General features: G+C 63.6%; 9 protein-coding genes and 1 pseudogene. 3 read left to right on the top strand and 7 right to left on the bottom strand.

The genetic code is table 11. The features are described from left to right. Positions 1 to 124 precede the first annotated feature (124 nt). The 6 genes and pseudogenes from PQB87_RS17935 to PQB87_RS17910 form a co-directional block, all read right to left on the bottom strand. Complete coding sequence (locus PQB87_RS17935; protein WP_369869661.1) at positions 125 to 1,810, bottom strand: ShlB/FhaC/HecB family hemolysin secretion/activation protein; 1,686 nt, start codon at positions 1,808 to 1,810, stop codon at positions 125 to 127. A gap of 75 nt (positions 1,811 to 1,885) precedes the next feature. Further along, the gene (gene bcpO / locus PQB87_RS17930) at positions 1,886 to 2,068 is read right to left on the bottom strand and encodes a CDI system lipoprotein BcpO (RefSeq protein WP_226159916.1); all 183 of its coding nucleotides are present in this window, start codon (positions 2,066 to 2,068) and stop codon (positions 1,886 to 1,888) included. 71 nt (positions 2,069 to 2,139) lie between these two features. Continuing rightward, a complete protein-coding gene (gene bcpI, locus PQB87_RS17925; protein ID WP_175892972.1) occupies positions 2,140 to 2,952 on the bottom strand; it encodes a contact-dependent inhibition immunity protein BcpI in 813 nt (270 codons plus the stop codon). A 2-nt stretch (positions 2,953 to 2,954) separates the two neighbouring features. Next, complete coding sequence (bcpA, locus tag PQB87_RS17920; RefSeq protein WP_489243420.1) at positions 2,955 to 12,371, bottom strand: contact-dependent inhibition toxin BcpA; 9,417 nt, start codon at positions 12,369 to 12,371, stop codon at positions 2,955 to 2,957. A gap of 297 nt (positions 12,372 to 12,668) precedes the next feature. Next, a pseudogene (locus PQB87_RS17915) lies at positions 12,669 to 12,947 on the bottom strand (glutathione S-transferase N-terminal domain-containing protein); the annotation flags it as partial. A 28-nt stretch (positions 12,948 to 12,975) separates the two neighbouring features. Next, a complete protein-coding gene (locus tag PQB87_RS17910; protein WP_027790236.1) occupies positions 12,976 to 13,452 on the bottom strand; it encodes an OsmC family protein in 477 nt (158 codons plus the stop codon). 131 nt (positions 13,453 to 13,583) lie between these two features. Here PQB87_RS17910 and PQB87_RS17905 point away from each other — a divergent pair, with 131 nt between their 5' ends. Further along, on the top strand, positions 13,584 to 14,225 hold the full coding sequence (locus PQB87_RS17905; protein WP_060068006.1) for a GntR family transcriptional regulator: 642 nt from the start codon (positions 13,584 to 13,586) through the stop codon (positions 14,223 to 14,225). Between the two features lie 196 nt (positions 14,226 to 14,421). Here PQB87_RS17905 and PQB87_RS17900 read toward each other — a convergent pair whose 3' ends face one another. Further along, positions 14,422 to 15,462 carry a LacI family DNA-binding transcriptional regulator gene (locus PQB87_RS17900; protein ID WP_059688117.1) on the bottom strand — a complete coding sequence of 347 codons (1,041 nt, stop codon included), beginning with the start codon at positions 15,460 to 15,462 and terminating at the stop codon, positions 14,422 to 14,424. Positions 15,463 to 15,651: 189 nt separating this feature from the next. On the opposite strand from PQB87_RS17900, the gene PQB87_RS17895 reads away from it, so the two are divergent. Together PQB87_RS17895 and PQB87_RS17890 are read left to right on the top strand one after the other, a co-directional pair. After that, entirely contained in the window at positions 15,652 to 16,800 is a 1,149-nt protein-coding gene (locus PQB87_RS17895; protein WP_059622172.1) for an ABC transporter ATP-binding protein, read from the top strand. A gap of 9 nt (positions 16,801 to 16,809) precedes the next feature. After that, positions 16,810 to 18,801, top strand: a complete 1,992-nt coding sequence (locus PQB87_RS17890; RefSeq protein ID WP_489243419.1) for a beta-galactosidase — start codon at positions 16,810 to 16,812, stop codon at positions 18,799 to 18,801. Positions 18,802 to 18,867 lie beyond the last annotated feature (66 nt).

Raw genomic sequence — 18,867 nt, 5'->3', positions numbered from 1 at the left:
AGGTCGCCGTTCGGGGCTTTCCGACAACAGTACCCGCTCTATACGGTCGAAGTCGTCGGCTCTCGAGCCTCGCCACCACCCTCTCCAACGACGGCGGGCCGGGTGCCGCATTGCGCTCGCTTCATTAGAACTGTGCCGTGACCTGAAAACCCACCGTCACGCGTGCCGTTGGGAATCCGGATGGCTTGTAGATCGGTGTGCCGGCAAACAGGTCGTAACCGTAGGCTCCCAATCGAGTCGCGACGCTGCCCTTTACGCCGATCACGGCGCCTGCCAGTTGCGTGCCCACCAGCGCGACCGGCTGCGGGCCCCACACTCGACCGTAGTCGAGGCCCGCGTAGACCGCCATACCCGTCTTCCCGATCGACGCCTGCAATTCGTTGCGCCAGTAGAAGCCGCGAGAAGCCGCCAGCATCGTCTCTCCGTCAAAGCCGCGTACCGTATAGCGGCTGCCGATCGTCAGGTCGTCAATGTAGTACAGCGTGTTGCCCGTGTACTGGCCATGAAATGTCGTGACATAGCGAAACGGATGCTGCGCGATCGCGAACGGCACCGACAGGTTCGCGTCGAGCACGGCCATCCTGTAGCGGTAGGTCGGGCCGCCGTCGGCTGCCAGCATGTCGTCCTGCGCGCCGAATGCGCCGATGCCCTGTCGGTACGCGAGCGTGCCGTCGAATTGCGCGTTGCCGAAGTAGTGCCGATCGGTCAGGCCGAACTCGACGAACGTATTGTTGCGGCGCAGCTGCGGAATCTCGGTGTCTTCGATGAAGCTTTGCCCGAAGCGGCGCGACACCCGAAACTGCACACCGAACACGTCGTTCTGGCTGCGCGACAGCACGCGGTTCAACTTGAAGTCGACCGTCTTCGAATTGCCGCTCGCGATGAACGTCTGGTTCACGCCGGCGATCTGCTGGTAGTACGTGCTCGTATATGCGGAGAGCGTCGCGGTCCAGTAGCCCCATGGAATCGAATAGAAACCGTTCCACCCGTGCGAACCGAGCCGCTTGTCGCCGAACTCGAGATCCTGGCTCACGCCGATGTTGAAGATGTCGTTCAGGCCGAGCGGGTTGTCTATGCCGAGCGACAGGTTGCCCTGCAAGCGGCCGGTCGCACGCGTGCCTGAGTTGTCGATCGACGCGACGACGGTCCACGGCTTGTCGCGCTTCACGTCGAGCACGACGTCGCTTTCGCCGGGCACGTCGGCTGGCACGATCTGCATCGACACGTCCTGGCTCGACACTCGCTTCATCTGCTCCAAACCTTGCTCAAGGTCGCGCAGGTTGAGCAGTTCGCCGTCGCCGGTCGGGAAGGCGGTCTTCCAGGTGCCGCGCAGCTTCTCGCCGGCAAAACGTACATGGCGGATTACGCCGGGGATTAGCGAAAATTTGAGGGCGCCGGTCGACAGATCCTGTTCGGGCAGCAGCACGCGCGTCGTGACGTACCCGCGTGCCAGAATGGCTTGCGACAGACCCTTGACGAGCATGTCGAGTCCCTGTTTGCCTACACACTGCCCAGTGTAGTGCTCGAGCCATTCGCGCGCGAAGGCGAAGCGATCCATCGGCAACGCCGACGCGCCTTGCAACTTCAGGGAAGCGGGTAGCCCATCGGGTACGTCGAGTGCGAAGCGGTCAATGCGAAAGCAGGGCGTTTCGGACGGCAGCGTGGGATACCCAGCGCTTGCCGCCACGTTCGATCGTACCCCGGGCGCGGTGACGGCCCGTTCGCGCTCACGTGCCTCTTCCTGCTGTCGGGTTTGCTGGTCGTTGCCCGGAATGATCAGGCGCGGCGCTTCCTGCGCCGACGCGGCCATTGGAATCAACCATGCGGCCGACAGCAGCACGACCGGGGTACGGATTGTCATAGAGGTGGTGTTGTTCGTTCGATTTTATGGTTTGGGTGCTAAATGCCCCGGAATCCAAACCCATTCGGTACCGCTCCATTTCCAGAAGCCCATCACCCAGATCGTGCTCGACCACGACGGCAACACAGGCTCCATTTCCGGTTTCGGCGGAGGACGCGGCGGTGCATCAGGTGGCACGGTCTCGCATGCAGCGAGAAGCGTCGACATGACAAACGCTAGGGCTACGGGCCATTTGGATTTCTTCATCGTTGCCTCAAAGCGAGTGCGATGTGCGCCGATCACGTCTTAAACCACCGGGAAACGCGGCCAATCAGTCCCTGCGGAGGCGGCACCCACCCCGGCTTCAGAAAGTCGTAGACGTCATCGTAGTGATCGAGTGGCTTGACTGGCATCAACTCCATTGGCACCAGCGGATGGTCGATTTCAATTTGGATGCCACGTCGCCAGCAAATTTTTGTCTCAAGCGTCCCAAGGTATGAGATGAAGTTCTCCAAATCCGGCCAAACGCATTTGACGTTTGCGTGCCGCTTTTCGATCAACGCCCTTAACCCTGCGGCATCGCGAGCTAGAAGCAATGAGAAAAAATACTCACCATTTGAAATGGCCTGCCGATCAGCTTTGGTTCCATTTTTTTTCACCTCCTCGATACGCGCCCCCAACTCCTGATCCTTACCCAAGATCGCGAGCTGGAATCTGTATTGAAACGCTGCCGCCGATTTTGGATCATTTCTTCCATTCAACAGCGTCGACGTTTCCATACGCGCCGCTGCCTCAATAACACTTTCGTTATCAGACAAGATCGCACAGAGCATCTCAAGTCCTGTGGTGAAACTAGCACCTCCATCCAAATCGCAACTCGCTATGGATAACTTTGACGATAGATAAAAATTTTGCTTGCTCGCAGCGATATTTCTATCGGAAAAATAATCAAAAACTGCCTGTGCTCGCGCACGACTTGCCAATGCATTGTAAACAATGCCAAGGCGAACTTTATTTCGTCGATATATCGCATCATGAACAAGCTCGGGAATTCCATTTCTCTCAATTTGAACAAAATTCGCCAATTTATCCAATGCTGTTCGATTTGTCATGGTTAATTCCGGGGAATCTTTACAATAACCATTCCATTGGAGTCAACTCCGGAAACCAACTTCACTAGCTTTCCTTTCTTCATGGCTTGCTCTATAACAGTTGCCGTGTTAACGAATTGCGGGTCCTCGGTGTCTTTCAGACGTTTAATGGCGTATTCCACCCAATTATCCGTTTGCTGAGTCGGAAGTCCGGTCGCCGGGTTTTCAGGATTTAAGTTAATCGAGCCAGATTTGTTCAACGGCTTTACTTCATTGACGTAGACAGTGTCGCCCTTGATGTAGACGCCGTCAAAGCAATTGGCCCCACACTTCCCATCAAGCGGCGTAAAGCCATTCCGTACGAAGTAGTTGTTCGCCACATATTCACGGGCCTGTCCCTGCAAATCCTTGGACGGCAGCTGGTCGAGTTGTGACAGCACGCCTTGTTCTGCGGTATTCAATTTCACCGGCATGCTCTCCATCGTCACCTCGCCGGTGCTGATGAACCCTTTGCCCGTCGGATTCACCGGCCCCGCCAACCAAACATCAATCGACTCGCCCACGCGCGCGGCTGTCGACGCGATTTTGTTGGTAAGGATACCGCCGATGACTGTTTCCTCGATCGTGTAATCGGGTTTCACGGAGCCGTTTTGCGTCGCGAAGGAATCCACTCGATTCTGATCGCGTTGGCTCGCACCCGGCACGATCGAGCCAGGCAGCGAGCCCAATATCGCATTGAGGCTTTGATTGGAACGTTGCTCCGGTGTCGCACTGAAATACGTCTGAGCCGAACCGTCGGAGATGATCGGCGTGCCGCGGACCAGAATCGGCTTGCCCATATACTGCGACAACATATCTTGCGCGGTCTGAAGGTTCGCCAGGTAGGAACTGAGGCCGCCCATTGCACCTTCGCTGGTCGGATTGTTAGCCGTCTGGATCAGCGTCTGGAGATACGCCATGTTTTCCTTGTTGGCGGTGTCGTCGACCATTCCCTTCGCCGCGCGCTCGAGCATGTCGGTCCAGTAGGTCGTTGCCTTCGCCACGCAACTGGAATCGCCACGGCATACCGCCTGCGCTTTTTCCTTTGCGAGCTGCTCGACAACCTTCACCTCTTCTACGTGAAGCTGCCGATTGTAAAGCTCGTTGTTGACGGCCGAACCTGCACCGGCCAGCGCACCGTATGAACCGCCACCTGCGACAGCGCCAGCCGCCGCACCGCCCGCCGTCGCCACGATCTCGTTCAGCGCATTCCGCGCGGCGGCTTGTGCGCTCAGCGGCAACTGGCTCACGGTCTGATCGATGATAGGCTGCGCCAGCGACTGCAACACGTCTCCGGCCAGCGAACCCGCGACCGCTCCACCGATGTTCCCACCCGACAGCGCTGCCCCGATCGCCGCCACTGCGGCGTGCAGCGCGTCACGACCTGCACCGCCTTCGCCGAACACCGCCTTCATCTGCGGGCTGCTGTTTTCCAGCTGCGTCGCCGCTTCCGCCACCGCGAAAGTCGCGACCTTGCCGAACGCCTGGGCGAAGGCCATATTGTTCTGGACCTTCTGCAGGTTGAACGTGTTCTCCACCGTCTGGTTCGCGTTCGTCGTGTCACGCGACAGGCCGGACGTGCTGTCCGTGCCGTTCTGCTCATCCGATTTCACGACAATCTTCGCCGGGCTCACCGCCGCGTGCGTGACGCCGCTTGCGCTATCGCTCGTCTGCGCGAAGCTCGGACCGCCCGACGTCGAAAAACCTTCCGACGAGCCCGAATACGACATCTTGTTCTGGATGTCGGTAAATCCGAGGCTGCCGGTCGTCAGCGTATTGTTGTCGGCCGGCGCCGCGCTCGCGATCTGCGCGCCATTGAGCTGCGTATGGCCCGTCACGTTGACATCGAACCCTCCCTTGCCTGCCACGATGCCAGTTTGCTGGTTCGCCGACGCATAGTTCGCGTCGATACTGGTATGGCCGATCGACGCGTCAACGCCACCACCATAGCCGAACGTAAAGCTGCCACTGACGCCCGTGTTGTGCTGGTTGCTGCTGTAGTTCGACGTATCCTGAAGGCTCGTCATCGTCAGGTCTCCGCCGACATCTACCTTGACCTTGTCGCCAGACACCTTGGCGCCCGACAGCGTCGTGTCGCCGCCCGACATCATCGTCAGCGAGTTGCCGGCCGCCACCGTCGTGTTGGTTTGCGTCACGCTGTCGCCGTTGCCCTGGCCATGCGAATTCGAGCCATTCGCAAAGACGCTGATGCCCGTGTTCTTGCCCACGCCGATCGCGACGCCCGCATTCCAGCCAGTCGAACTGTTCGAGCTCGTGCTCTGATCGGTGCTCTGCGCGCTTTGCAGCGTGATCGCGTGGTTGGCGTCGAGAGCAACATTCTTGCCGAGTACCGACGCTCCGGTCATCGCGATGTTGCCGGTACCTGCCTGAACATTTCCGTCCGCGTCCGGCGCGCCGGTCGCAGTAATGGAGACGTTGCCGTTGCCGATGATCGACGAACCTTTCGCGCTCGAGATCGATGTCGTCGCATTGCTGCTGCTATGGCTCGATCCGATGCTGAGCTGTACCTGAACACCCTTGGCAGCCTCGCTTACGTTGCCGTTCGACAGGGCATTGGCCGCGTCCTTGATCCCACCGCGGTTCTGGTAAGCCTGCTCGGCGGCCGCCACCGCCTGCACTGCCACGAGACGCGAGTCACCCGACTGCTGGCCTTGGCGGACCGCACCTGCCATCGACTGTCCGAGTCCAACCAGGCCGCCACCCAATCCGACGCTCAAACCCGATTGGCTGAACTGCTGAGACTGCGCGTCCTTGTAGGTATCGTATGCAGCATTTACGGTCACGTTCTGTGCCGTGATGCCGACATCCTGGCCCGCAACAACCGTACTGCCCGCAATCGACGCATCCTTCCCTGCCTGGATCGTCACATTGCCCTGCGATGACCCGATCACACTCCCTTTGTTCGTCACGGAACTGCTTTGGTCTTGCTGCGCGGCCGAGCGTGAGCCCACTGTCACAGACAAACCACCATTCGTGAGCAGACCCGACTCCTTCTTGTCGAAATAGCTGGACGATTGAGTCGTGTCTTGTGAGGTCGTGACGTTGACGTCGCGCTTCGCCTGCAAGGTGACGTCGTCCGTACCAACGACGTTGCTGCCCGTCACGTTGATGTCGCGGTTGCTGACGATGTTGACGCCGTCGGCCGACACCGTGCTGCCTTGGCTATAGGTCGCCGTCTGGTCGATCCCGCTCGCGATCTTCGCTCCGCTGACAACATTGCTGTGGCTATGCGTTTCGTGAGAGTTCAACTCGTGCGTTTCGGTTGCGGTGCCGATATTCACATCGCCGGCCGCCAGCAGGTTCGCATTACCTTTATCCAGGCTGATCGTGCTACCGCTGATTGTAAGATCCTTGCCTGACGCCAGCGTAACGGTATCGCCGCCCTTGAGCGTCGTGCCGGTCAGCGCCTGATCGGATGTATGCAGCGTTTCCGCGTAGCTGCCGTGACTATCACTGCCTGAACTGTTGCTGTCGACCGTCGACGTCGCGCTCGCCGCGCCGAGCGTCACGTTGCCCTTGGCGGCGATCGTCCCGCCCTGGCCGAGGTCGATCTGCGCGCCCTTGGCCGTCAAATCACCGCCCACGCCGATGCTCGACTGCCCACCAACCTTCACCGAGCTGCCGGTGACCGTGTTGATGTCGGTGTTCGATACGCCGTTGGCGCGTTGCACGATCTTGTGCTCGCCCGTCTGCACCGCACCGAGATCCCAGTTGCCGCCGACGTTCATCCCGAGGTTGCCGCCTACCGACAGATTGCCCGCGTTCTGCTGGAAGTTGCCGCCGGTGACGAGCGACGCGTCACCCGCGACCTCCAGCTTGGCGGTCGGCCCGAGCGTCGTCACCACACTCGTCGCGCCGTCCCGACTCACGCGCGTATTCGTCTTCGTCGCCGTGTCGAGAATCAAGTCCTTGCCGGCATCAAGCTGAAGGCTGCCCGCCTTCACGTTCGCCGACGTCAGATCGATGTTGTTCTCTGTCTTCAGCGACATCAGCCCACCGCTTTGCAGCGCGCCGAATGCGTTGTCGATCTGCTTGCCCTGGATTGCCAGCGTATTGTCCGCCTTGATCGTGCCACTGTTCGTGAACGACTGCGCGTTCTGGAAATCGATGTTCGTTGCGCTGATCAGCGGGCCGTCGATGTTCTGCTGGCTGGCCTTCGCGAGATACACGACGGGCACCAACACCGACTGACCGTCGACCACACGCGTTTCCATCATGATTACGTTGCCGGTCAGCTTCGATACCTGATCGGCAGACAGGCTCGCGCCGATCGGGAGATCGAGCGATTTCGACAGGCTCGCACCGGCCGCCATCAACGACTGGTACATCGTCTCCAGGTCGGCGTACGGCCCGAGTACCGCGTTGCCGGTCAACGACGTGACTTCGTTGCGCACAAGCTGCTGCTCGTAGAAACCGTCGCCGAGGCGCTTGGGGATGTGCGTGAGATCGACGCCGAGCTGGCCGAAGAAGTAGTCGCTCGAAATGAAATTCTTCTGGTTCGTGAACGCAGGGTTCGTCTCGATCACATAGCTCGCGTTCGGCGCGGTAGTCGGCTTGAACAATCCGCCCTGCGGAATGGCGAGATTGTTCAGCACGTTCAGCGCCGTCGCGCTGGCGATGATCGGGTCGACCGGCGCGGGCGCACCACCGTGCACGGACGATGCCCCCGATTTAGCACCGCTCGCGTTCCCACTCAGATTGGTAGGCGTGAGACCCGGCACCGACTGTCCCGGCAGCAGGCCGAGCGACGGGATCGATGCGTTGCCCGCCGAGTTGTTGACACTCACTCCAGTACCGGAAATCGTGCCGTTCGAATTCAACGTCGCATCGTAACGCGGCAGCTTGTAGTCTTTGATCGATGCTGGCGCCGCCTGCGTGTAGCCACCCGGCCGAGAGCCGACAAACGGCGCATTGCCGAACGGAAGCTTCCAGTCATATTCGGAATTATCGTAATTGTTGTAGTGATATTGCCCCGAGTAGGAAACCGACACGCCCGGCAGTTTCTGACCGGACGCCGCCCAGCCGTCGGCATCGTAGCGGGCTGGCATCTTGATGTCGCCGACCGCCGCGATGTTGCTCCAGTAGTTCTGCAGCGTACCGACCGAAGAGGCGTCGATCTTGCCGCCCGACACGACCTGGGCGGCCGGGCTGATGTCCGTTACGGTCGTCGCCGTCGCGCTGTCCGCATAGTAGGTCGTGAACTGATACGTGCTGTTCCACTGACCGCCGTGAGGCGGCTCGGTGTAGACGCCGCCGATGCTGTACGGATCCTTCACGCCGACCTGGCCCGTGCGTCCGCTGATCGGAATGCCGAACTGCGCGAGAGAAGCCGGATCGATCTGGCTGGTGGAAGTTTTCATCACGCGGCGCGTGCTTGTCACCTTGTCGGCATGCAATTCCATGTCGCCGCCGGACTGGATCAAGGCAGACACGTTGTTGACCAACGCTGCGTTCGTGTAGTTGCCACTCGCGTCCTTGCCGCCCGCCAGCACGACCTTGCCCATCCCGAAGATGGCCGTCGTCGCCATCGAGTCGGTGGCCGTCGTGTCGTCGCGGTTTTCGATGTCATGCGCGAGGATTTCGAGCGTACCGTTGCTGTCCGATCCGCCGATCAACGCGGTCGGTCCAAGGTTCGAGATCGTATTCGTCGCGTTGAGCGATACGCTGGCGCCGACCAGCGCCCCCGTGTTGGTCAAATCGGTCGACTGCGTACGCAGCAAGCCGCCGGCCGTCAGGGCGCCCGCGTTGACGATGTTGCCCGCATTGACGCTCAGGTTGTTGACCGACTGCAGGTTCGCGTTGTTCGCAAAGGTGCCGGGCAGCGTGAAGGCGAGATCGTGACCGACGTTGAACTGCGTGTCGGATGCCGCCGTGTAGTCGCCCTGCAGGTTCACGTTGGCGTCGTGCGCCGCGCTGTATGTGCCGCCACCTTGCAGCGTGGCCGCTGCGACCGACAGGTCGTGCGTCGAGCCGATCTGGCCTTTCGTGTTCGTGACCGCGCCGGTCGTCGTAACGTTCACGTTGCCGTTCGAATTCGTGACGTTACCGATGATGCCGCCGCTGTTGTCGAGCGAGTTCCCCTGGACATGCAGCGATGCACCACTGAGCTGACCGCCCTGCGTATTGCTGATCGATGCCGCGCTGACCGTCACGTCGCCGTTACCGGTAATCGCACCCATGCCCGACACACCGCCGGCATGACTGTTCGCGATCTGGTTGTCGCCTTGCACCGTCATCTTGCCCGCACCGAGGTCGACAATGGCGCCGTCCGCGTTGTCGATCGAAGCCGATTGAATGTCGAGTGTGCTGGTGTCACCAGCAGTAGATTGTCCGGCCTGGACGTGGCCGCCTTGGTTCGACAGGGCACCGCCGCTCTTCAACGACAGCGACGCGTCCGATCGCAGCAGGCCCTGCGCGTTGTTCACGTCGCCTGCAATGGTCGCGTCGATGCCGCGTTGCGCGGCGAGGATACCGCTCGCGTTGTTCCAGGCGGCCGCGTTGACGATGGCTTGTCCCTTCGTCACGATGGTGCCCGACGCGTTGTTCAGCGCGTTCGAGCCATTGCCCGGCGCGATCGTCAGGGTGCCCGTGCCGGCATGGGTGATGGTGCCGCCTGCGTTGTTCAGCTCGGCGGGCTTGAGCGTCAGATCCGTGCTGTTGGTCTGGATCACGCCAGCGGCCGAGTTGTCGAGCGCGCCGCTGACATTCATGCCCATCGTTGACGACCCATACTGCGTAATCGTGCCGCCGTGGTTGACGAGGTTTTCGGCCGTGAGCGCAAGCTGATTGGCTTCGAGCTTGCCGCCGCTGTTATCGAGCGTCGACGCGGCTGTGATCGACAGGTTCGGCGCGACGATCGAACCGCCCTGGTTCGTCATCGAGCCTGAGTGGATTGTCGCGTTCGTGCCCGCACCGATCTGGCCGCCATCGTTCGTCAGCATGCCACTGGTGACGCTCAGATCCGTATTCGACAACAGCTTGCCGCTCGCATTGTTCAGCGTGCCGGCAACGGTTGCCGTCAGTCCGCTCTGCGCGTTGATCGAGCCCGCCGCGTTATTTAGCGCGCCGGTTTGGGCGGCGACGCGTCCGTTGCTCGCGATCGAACCGCCTACGTTCGATATCGAGCCCGAGCCGCCTCCGAGCGTCAGTGTGCCGTTGCCGGCATGCGTGATCGTGCCGCCGTCATTCACGAGTGCGGTGGGGGTGAGCGCCAGGTCGGCGCTGTTGGTTTGCAGCGTGCCGCCTTTGGAATTGTCGAGCGTACGCGACACATTGACGGCCATCGGGCCGGCGCCGGTCTGCGTGATCGTGCCACCGTGGTTCACGAGGTCGGTTGCGTTCAACGACACCTGATTGGCCTGTACGGCACCCGCGCTATTGTCGAGGGTCGTGCCCGTCAGCGCGGCCGTCAGACCGACGATCGAGCCGCCGTTGTTGACCAGGCGCGCGCCAGCGTCGACAACCACCTTTTTCGCAGCCTGCAGCGTGCCACTGCCGTTGTCGACCGACTGGCCCGATACCCGCAGATTCGCATTGGAGGTGATCGCGCCGCGATTGACAACGTTTGCGCCTTGGACCGACACATCGCCGTTGCCGCCGATAACGCCGCCGTGCGCGCCGTTCGCGGTCGTACCCGCCGCATTGGTCAATTGACCGGTGGTCATCACCGACAGGCCGTCGCCGTTAAGCGACGTGATCCGGCCGGCCGAGTTGTCCAGCGACGCGCCGGCCACCGTCATGCCGGCCGCGCTTTGAACGGTGCCCTGGTTGTTTGCGATGGCGCCACCACGCACGTCCGCCGTACTTTCGGATACCAGTCCGCCGGACTGGTTGGCGATCTGGCCGGCGACATTCACCGACAACGGACCCTGCGACGAGATCTCGCCGCCCTGATTCGACAGATTGCCACCGGTCAGCGTCGTGCTGTCGCCGCTCGACAGGTTGCCGTGGTCGTTGATCACGGTGCCCGATGCGTTCGCCTGAATGGCGCCTTGCGCGCTCGTCGTCGCGTTCGAGAGGTTCACGTCGCCGACCGTCGCGTTCAGCGACAGATTGCCGTTCGCCGCTGTCTGGCTGCCGGCGAGATTTATGCTGCCGCCCGTCAGCGATGCATTGCCGCCCGCCACATTCTGGCCGGTCGCGGTCAGTAGGCCCGACGCGGTCAGGTTCAAGTCGCCGCTGTGTGCGACGGTGCCGTCATTGCTCACACCGGCGCCGAGCGTGCCGGTCGAGTTGACGCTCCCGGCATTCACTGCCGTATTCTGCTGCGCCGCGAGCGTGCCGGTATTCGTGAGATCGGCGCTCGTATTGGCCGAGAGCGATTGCTGCGCGTACGTTGTGCCGCTGTTCTGGATACCACCCGAGGCCGACAGCGCCATGTTGCCGCTTGCCGTAGTCTTGCCCGTGAGCACGAGCCGGCCGTTCGACTGCAACGTCAGGTCGCCTGCCTGCGCAGCGATGGTGCCGGCGTTGGCGACCCCCACACCAAACTCGTTCGATGCGAGGACGATCCTATTGGCATACATGCCACCCAACTGGCTCACGTCGATCGCGACCGCCGGAGCGGAGCCGTCGCCGGCGATCGGCGTCGCGGCAAGCGTGTCGTGATTGACCTGGGTGGCACCTGCGATCACGTTCAGGCTCTTCGCATAGATAGCAGAATTGACCTGTACAGCGCGGGCGATAAGGTCCACCTGATCGGTGCCGGTAGCGTTCAGGCCAGCGCCCGAGACGGTCACAAGCCCACGGTCGACCTTGTAACCGGCGAGCGAACCATCGGCGCCGTAGAACGGCACGCCGGTCGTCAAGGTCGCGCGACTGGTATTCAGGAAGGTTCCACCGTCCACTAAAATCCCGGACGGGTTAGCGATGACCAGCTCTACGCGAGCGCCTGCGATCTCCAAGGCGCCGCGAATTTGAGATGGGTTCGGGCTGTTGACCTGGTTGACGATGATCCGCGCGACCTGCCCGGCTCCGTAATTCGGGTTGCCGTTGATCCAGCCCGCCTGCTGCGTCTGAACCATCGTGGCGGAGTTGTTCAGGATCGCGCCAGCCTTTTGGATATCGAACTGGTTGTAGGTGTTGACCGATACGCCGGCCCCCGAAGGCTTGGCCACGTTGACTTGGGGCAAGCCGTTCGGCGTCTGGATCACCTGCGTGCTGGTGCCGGGCGTCGGGATGATCTGCGCATTGGACTGGGTGGGTAGCATACCGAGTGCGGCGACGCCCGCCACCAGGACGCGAGCGCCGGACGTCGACGACCGCCGCCGCGCGCGAGCTTCGCCTGTTGCGGATTTCCCTTCAGCTGTCGCTGTCTCCGCGACGGCCACCACCATACCCCGAAGCCTGGAAAACACCAGACGGTGCGCATTCTTATTCATTCTGGTCGACGCGGCCCGCGTCCGTTCGTTTGGTTATGGAACGCGATCTTACCGAGCCGATCGAAAGGCAACTGTCAACAAATGCCAAGCCGTTGAATGGAAACCACAAATTCCGAATTTCAGTCTCGTCTGATTGACATGGAATCGGACATCCCCAATCGGTTTCTCAAAGAATCCGTCGGCCAGACCAGATCGATTTCAAGCGGACCTTTCGTATATCCACCTGTACGCACTCCGGAACAACGGCGAATCGAATTTCATCGCGCGCTGGATCGCCGGGCGCACGAGTCGCTGCGGTAACCACTGCGCCCGTTCCGGGGTGCCGAGTTCGGGCGCCAGCCGCTTCTCGGGATGCGTATCGGCGAGATGCAGGCAAATGGCCGCGGCCTCGTACAGCACCAGGTCGCCGTCGATCAGTACCGGAATGAGCCCGTTCGGATTGAGCGCGAGGTAGTCCGGCGACTTGTGTCGATCATGCGTGCGGTCGACGTATTCAAGCTCGAACGGCCGGCCGATTTCCTCGAGCACGAAGTGCGGCGCCATGCTGGCGTTGCCGGGGTAGTAGAAAAGCTTCATCGTCGATTTCGTCCGGTGGGTGTCGGCGTCACGCCGCGGCGAATTCGATCGTGGGCTCGCAGCGGATCGGAAAATTGACCGAGTTCGCGATATAGCACTTCGCGTGCGCATCGTGATGCAGATGTTCCGCCCGCTCGCGATCGTCGCCGGCCTGGATCGTCACGTGCGGGCGCAGCACGATTTCCGTGAAGCGGCCCGGCTCGTCACGGTCGACCATCGTGCCTTCCGCATCGTCGACATAAGCGAGCACGCGAATGCCCGCTTCGGAGCACAGGTGCAGGTACCAGAGCTTGTGACACGCCGATGCCGACGCCAGCAACAGGTCTTCGGGGTTCCAGCGCGACGCGTCGCCCCGAAACGCCGGGTCCGACGAACCGGGAATATCCGGCTTGGAACCGGCCCGGATCACATGATCGCGGCCGTATTCGCGATACCCCGACGTGCCGGTGCCGCGATTGCCCGTCCACGCGACTGCGACGCGATACTTGTGTTCGCCAGATGCCATCTCGCTCTCCATTGATGTGGGTTGCTTCGACCGGGCCGGATTTCGTTATACGGAGCCCGCCTGCGTTCGCCATTTTGGCACCGGATTTTCGTTTGGTATACCATTATTCCAAATTGACGGAACACACAGGCATGGAAGCCAAACTCGATTCCACGGCGGACGCGGTCGCCGCCTCGTTGCGCGACATGATCATCAACGGCGAGTTCGAAGCGGGCGAGCGGCTCGTCGAGCGCGACCTCGCCGACCGGTTCGGCATCAGCCGGATTCCGATGCGCGAGGCCATCCAGCGCCTGGAGCGCGAAGGGTTGCTGGACATCTTCAGGAATCGCGGCGCCGTCGTGCGCATGCTGGGCGCATCGGACGTGCAGGAAATCTACGACCTGCGCGTGCTGCTCGAAGGCGACGCGATCTACCGAAGCGTGAAGCGGCTCGACGACGAGACGCTCGCGCGTGCCGAACTCGTCCATCGCCTGCTCGGCGATGCGGCCGTGCCGCGCCGGCAGGGCGAACTGAACCGCGAATTCCATGCGTTGCTGTATTCGTGCTGCGGCAACGCACGGCAATTGAAGACGATCGCGGAGCTACGCAGCCAGGTCGAACGGTACGAGCGCCTGCAGGCCACGCTGCTCGCCGATACGCCGTCGTTCCAGGTCGAGCACGAGGAGATCCTGCAGGCGTGCCGCGAGCGCAATGCGCGTGCCGCTCGGTCGATGACGGTCGCGCATCTCGAATCGGCCAGGCGCATCGTGACGGGGCTCGTCGAAGGCGATTGAAGCCGGCGCTGCGTGTGCCGCCTGCTGCACCGCGCGCGGGCCGGTTTTGTCGGGCCTTGTCGGGTCTTGTCGGGTCTTGTCGGGTCTTGTCGGGTCTTGTCGGGTCTTGTCGGGTCTTGTCGGGCCTTGTCGGGCCTTGTCGAGTCGCCCCGATTGCGGCGACGACCTCCATCGCGACATTCAGCACGTCGATACATCAAATCGACCGCGTCGCGCTCCCGCCGGGCGCGCGGCCGGTCGTCCCGCGCACCACCAGTTTCGGCAGCGACGCGATCCGCACGCGCGACGCAGCGCTGCTGCGCTCGCCCGCGTCGCGTAGCGCATTGAGCAATTCGACCGCGAGCCCCGCGGCCTCGGCGGTCGGGATCGCAACGGTCGTCAGCGTGGGGCGCGTGTCGCTGGCCAGGTGAATGTCGGTGATCCCGACGATCGACAGATCGTCCGGCACACGCCGGCCGCGATCGGCCGCCGCATGCAGCGCCCCGATCGCCGGCAGGTCGTTGGTCGCGACCAGCGCGGTCAGCCGCGGATGCGCGTCGAGGAGCCGCCCCGCCGCGCGCACGCCGCCTTCGATCGAATCGGGTTCCGCCGCAACGATCGACGCATCGAGCCCGGCTTCACGCATCACGTCGACGAAGCCGTCGTAGCGCGCCGCCTGCACGCCGCTCGCCGACCCGCCGACGATCACGCCGATCCGCTCGTGGCCCAGCTCGAGCAAGTGCCGCGTCGCGATCCGCCCCGCCTCCCGAAAATCGATCGCCACGCACGGCAATCCGTCGGGCGGCGCCTCCGGCCGCTCCCACAGGCACAGCACGACCGGCACACCGCGCGCGGCCACGTCGAGCAGATCGGGCAGATGCAGGTTCGCGTTGGTCACGAGAATCCCTTCGGAGATCGTGCCGGCAATCTGGTCGAGATACGCCCGCCCCTGCAGCGGATCTTCATTCGTATTGCAGACGATCAGGAACTGCCCGTTGCGGCGCACCGCGCGCTCGACCGCCAGCGCGAACTCCGGGTAGAACGGGTTCGCGATGCTCGATACCATCAGCGCGACCGTCGGCGCGCGCCCTTCCGCCAGCGCACGCGCCGCGAGATGCGGCCGATACCCGAGCGCCTCCACGGCTTCCAGCACCCGCGCGCGCGTCGCCTCGCCCACCCGGCCGCGCTCGCGCAGCACGTTCGACACGGTCGCGGCCGTCACGCCGGCGCGGCGCGCCACTTCATCCAGGGTTGCCATCGCTTGCTCACTATATGAGACGTCTATCCAGTATTTGCTTCGCTCACCGAAGCGGCGCACTATCGCCGCACACCCTGCCGCCCGACCGACGGGCGCGACTCGGCCGCGATCGCATCGCCTCTTTTTTTGATCGCGATGATTAAGCGCTTAATCACCGATGTTGGCGCATTAAAACATGGAGCGGAGACAATGGCGAGCATCTCGATGCGACGCGTGCAGAAAGCCTATGGCGATCACGCGCCGGTCATTCGCGACGTCGATCTGGAGATCGGCGCGCACGAGTTCTGCGTGTTCCTCGGGCCGTCCGGATGCGGGAAGTCGACGTTGCTGCGGATGATCGCCGGGCTCGAGGACCTGAGCGCGGGCGAGCTGTCGATCGACGGCCGCCGCGTCGACGACGTGCCGGCCGCCGAGCGCGGCGTCGCGATGGTGTTCCAGAGCTACGCGCTGTTTCCGCACATGACGGTCTACGAGAACATGGCGTTCGGGCTGAAGCTCGCGCGCGTGCCGAAAGCCGAGATCGACCGGAAGGTGCGCGATGCGGCGCGCATCCTGCAGCTCGACACGCTGCTCGAACGCAAACCAAAGGCGCTGTCGGGCGGCCAGCGGCAGCGCGTCGCGATCGGCCGCGCGATCGTGCGCGAGCCCGGCGTGTTCCTGTTCGACGAGCCGCTGTCGAATCTCGACGCCGCGCTGCGCGGCCAGACCCGCATCGAGATCGCGCGGCTGCACCGGCAGTTCGAACGCGCGAGCGTCGTCTACGTGACGCACGACCAGACCGAAGCGATGACGCTCGCCGACAAGATCGTGCTGCTGCACGCCGGCGCCGATACCGCTCAGCACGGCAGCATCGCGCAGGTCGGGGCGCCGCTCGACCTCTACCACCACCCGGCCAGCCGCTTCGTCGCGGGCTTCATCGGCTCGCCGCGGATGAACTTCCTGCCGGCCGTCGTCACGGCGTGCGATGCCCGTCGCACGACCGTCACGCTCACGCCGTCCGGCGAAACCTTCACGCTGCCGCGCGACGGCTCGGCGCTCGGCGCCGGCGCCGCCGTGACGCTCGGCATTCGCCCCGAACACCTGACGCTCGGCGCCGCGCACGACGCCACGACACTCGCACGCGACGTCGCGCTCGTCGAACGCCTGGGCGAACAGACCTACGTGCACCTCGACCAGCCCGGCGGCCACACGATGATCGCGAAGGTGCCCGGCGACGCGCAGGTGCGTACCGGCGAGCGCGTGCACGTACATGCGCCGGCCGCGGCCTGCCATCTCTTCACCGAAGACGGCCGCGCGGTGCCCGCGTGCGCCGACGTCCACGTTCACCACTACGCATAAGGATCGGGCATGCGCCTCGGAGTCTGTTACTACCCGGAACACTGGCCGGAATCGATGTGGGCCGACGATGCCCGCAGGATGAAAGCGCTCGGCATCGAGCAGGTGCGGATCGCCGAATTCGCGTGGAGCCGTATCGAGCCGTCGCCCGGCGAATACGACTGGGGCTGGCTCGATCGGGCGGTCGACGTGCTCGGCGCGGCCGGCCTCGAGATCGTGATGTGCACGCCGACCGCGACGCCGCCGAAATGGCTGGTCGACCGCCATCCGGACATCCTCGCGATCGGCGCCGACGGCCGGCCGCGCGCGTTCGGCTCGCGCCGCCACTACGACTTCTCGTCGCCGACCTATCTCGAGGCGTCGCGCCAGATCTGCACGGCGGTCGCCGAGCGCTACGGCCGGCACCCGGCCGTGCGCTACTGGCAGACCGACAACGAGCTGGGCTGCCACCAGACCGTCGTCAGTTATTCGCCGGCCGCGCTCGTGCGCTTCCGTGCGTGGCTGAAGGCGCGCTACGGCACGATCGACGCACTGAACCGCGCGTGGGGAACCGTGTTCTGGAGCATGGAGTATCGCCATTTCGACGAGGTCGATGCGCCCGTCGGCACCGTGACCGAAGCGCACCCGTCGCATCGCCTCGACTACCGGCGTTTCGCGTCGGACGAAGTCGCGCGTTATCACCGGATGCAGGTCGACGTGATCCGCGCACACTCGCCGGGCCGGCCCGTCGCGCACAACTTCATGCAGCTGTTCACCGAGTTCGACCATTACGAAGTGGCGCGCGACCTCGACGTCGCGACGTGGGACAGCTATCCGCTCGGCGCGCTCGAGGAGCAATGGTTCGCGCCCGACGTGAAGGCGCGCTGGCTGCGCACCGGCCATCCCGATTTCGCGTCGTTCAATCACGACCTCTATCGCGGCATGTCGACGCTGCCGTTCTGGGTGATGGAGCAGCAGCCGGGCCCCGTGAACTGGGCGCAGTGGAACCCCGCGCCGCTGCCGGGGATGGTGCGCCTGTGGAGCTGGGAGGCGTTCGCGCACGGCGCCGGTTGCGTGTCGTACTTCCGCTGGCGTCAGGCGCCGTTCGCGCAGGAGCAGATGCATGCGGGCATGAACACGCCGGACAACCGGCTCGACGAAGGCGGCCGCGAGGCGCAGCGCGTCGCGCGCGAGATCGCGACCATACGCGACGCAGGTGCCGACGCCGACCCGAACGGCGCGGTGCGTGCCCCCGTCGCGCTTGTGTTCGACTACGAAGCGAAGTGGCTGTTCGAAGTGCAGCCGCAAGGCGCCGATTTCCACTACCCGCGCTTCGCGTTCGAGTACTACGCGGCGCTGCGTTCGCTCGGCCTCGACGTCGACATCGTTTCCGCGCATGCGCCGCTCGACGGCTACCGGCTCGTCGTCGTGCCGCCGCTGCCGGTCGTCCCGGACGATTTCGCCGCGCGGCTCGCGGCCTCGGGCGCGCACGCCGTGTTCGGGCCGCGCACCGGCTCGAAGACCGTCGACCTGCAGATTCCGCCGACGCTGCCGCCCGGCCCGCTCGCCTCGATCCTGCCGGTGCGCGTATGGCGCGTCGAATCGCTGCGGCCGAACGTGACCGAGCGAATCGACGGCACGCTATGCGACGGTACGCCGCTCGCGGGCCATGCGCGCCACTGGCGCGACTTCGTCGAACTGCACGACGACACGCGCAGCGTCGTGCGCGCGCGCTTCGCCGACGGTCACCCGGCCTGCGTGTCGCACGGCACGCTGCACTACTGGGCCGCGCTGTTCGACGACGCGACCACCGCCCGGCTGTTCGCCGATGTCGCGGCCGAAGCCGGCCTCACGCCGACGCCGCTCGGCGACGGCGTGCGCGTGAGCCGGCGCGGCGGCCTGACCTACGTTTTCAACTATGGCGACACGCCGCACACGATCGACGCGGTACCGCCGTCGGCGCTCGTGCTCGGCACCGCGCAAGTCGGGCCGCAAGACGTGGCCGTGTATCGAAGCCGTTCGTAGCACCCCGACACCGGCGCCGCGATGCGCCGGTCACGCACAAGACGACACACAGGAATGGAGACACGC

The organism is Burkholderia sp. KL41 (assembly GCF_057005415.2).
Note: the sequence above shows the minus strand (reverse complement) of the source record. Positions and strands in the feature narration are given on the sequence as shown.

Bases quoted from the DNA above. Each gene is read 5' to 3' on its own strand.
- PQB87_RS17935 (WP_369869661.1), bottom strand. From the start codon at position 1,810: ATGGCCGCGTCGGCGCAGGAAGCGCCGCGCCTGATCATTCCGGGCAAC.
- bcpO (WP_226159916.1), bottom strand. From the start codon at position 2,068: ATGTCGACGCTTCTCGCTGCATGCGAGACCGTGCCACCTGATGCACCG.
- bcpI (WP_175892972.1), bottom strand. From the start codon at position 2,952: ATGACAAATCGAACAGCATTGGATAAATTGGCGAATTTTGTTCAAATT.
- bcpA (WP_489243420.1), bottom strand. From the start codon at position 12,371: ATGAATAAGAATGCGCACCGTCTGGTGTTTTCCAGGCTTCGGGGTATG.
- PQB87_RS17910 (WP_027790236.1), bottom strand. From the start codon at position 13,452: ATGGCATCTGGCGAACACAAGTATCGCGTCGCAGTCGCGTGGACGGGC.
- PQB87_RS17905 (WP_060068006.1), top strand. From the start codon at position 13,584: ATGGAAGCCAAACTCGATTCCACGGCGGACGCGGTCGCCGCCTCGTTG.
- PQB87_RS17900 (WP_059688117.1), bottom strand. From the start codon at position 15,462: ATGGCAACCCTGGATGAAGTGGCGCGCCGCGCCGGCGTGACGGCCGCG.
- PQB87_RS17895 (WP_059622172.1), top strand. From the start codon at position 15,652: ATGGCGAGCATCTCGATGCGACGCGTGCAGAAAGCCTATGGCGATCAC.
- PQB87_RS17890 (WP_489243419.1), top strand. From the start codon at position 16,810: ATGCGCCTCGGAGTCTGTTACTACCCGGAACACTGGCCGGAATCGATG.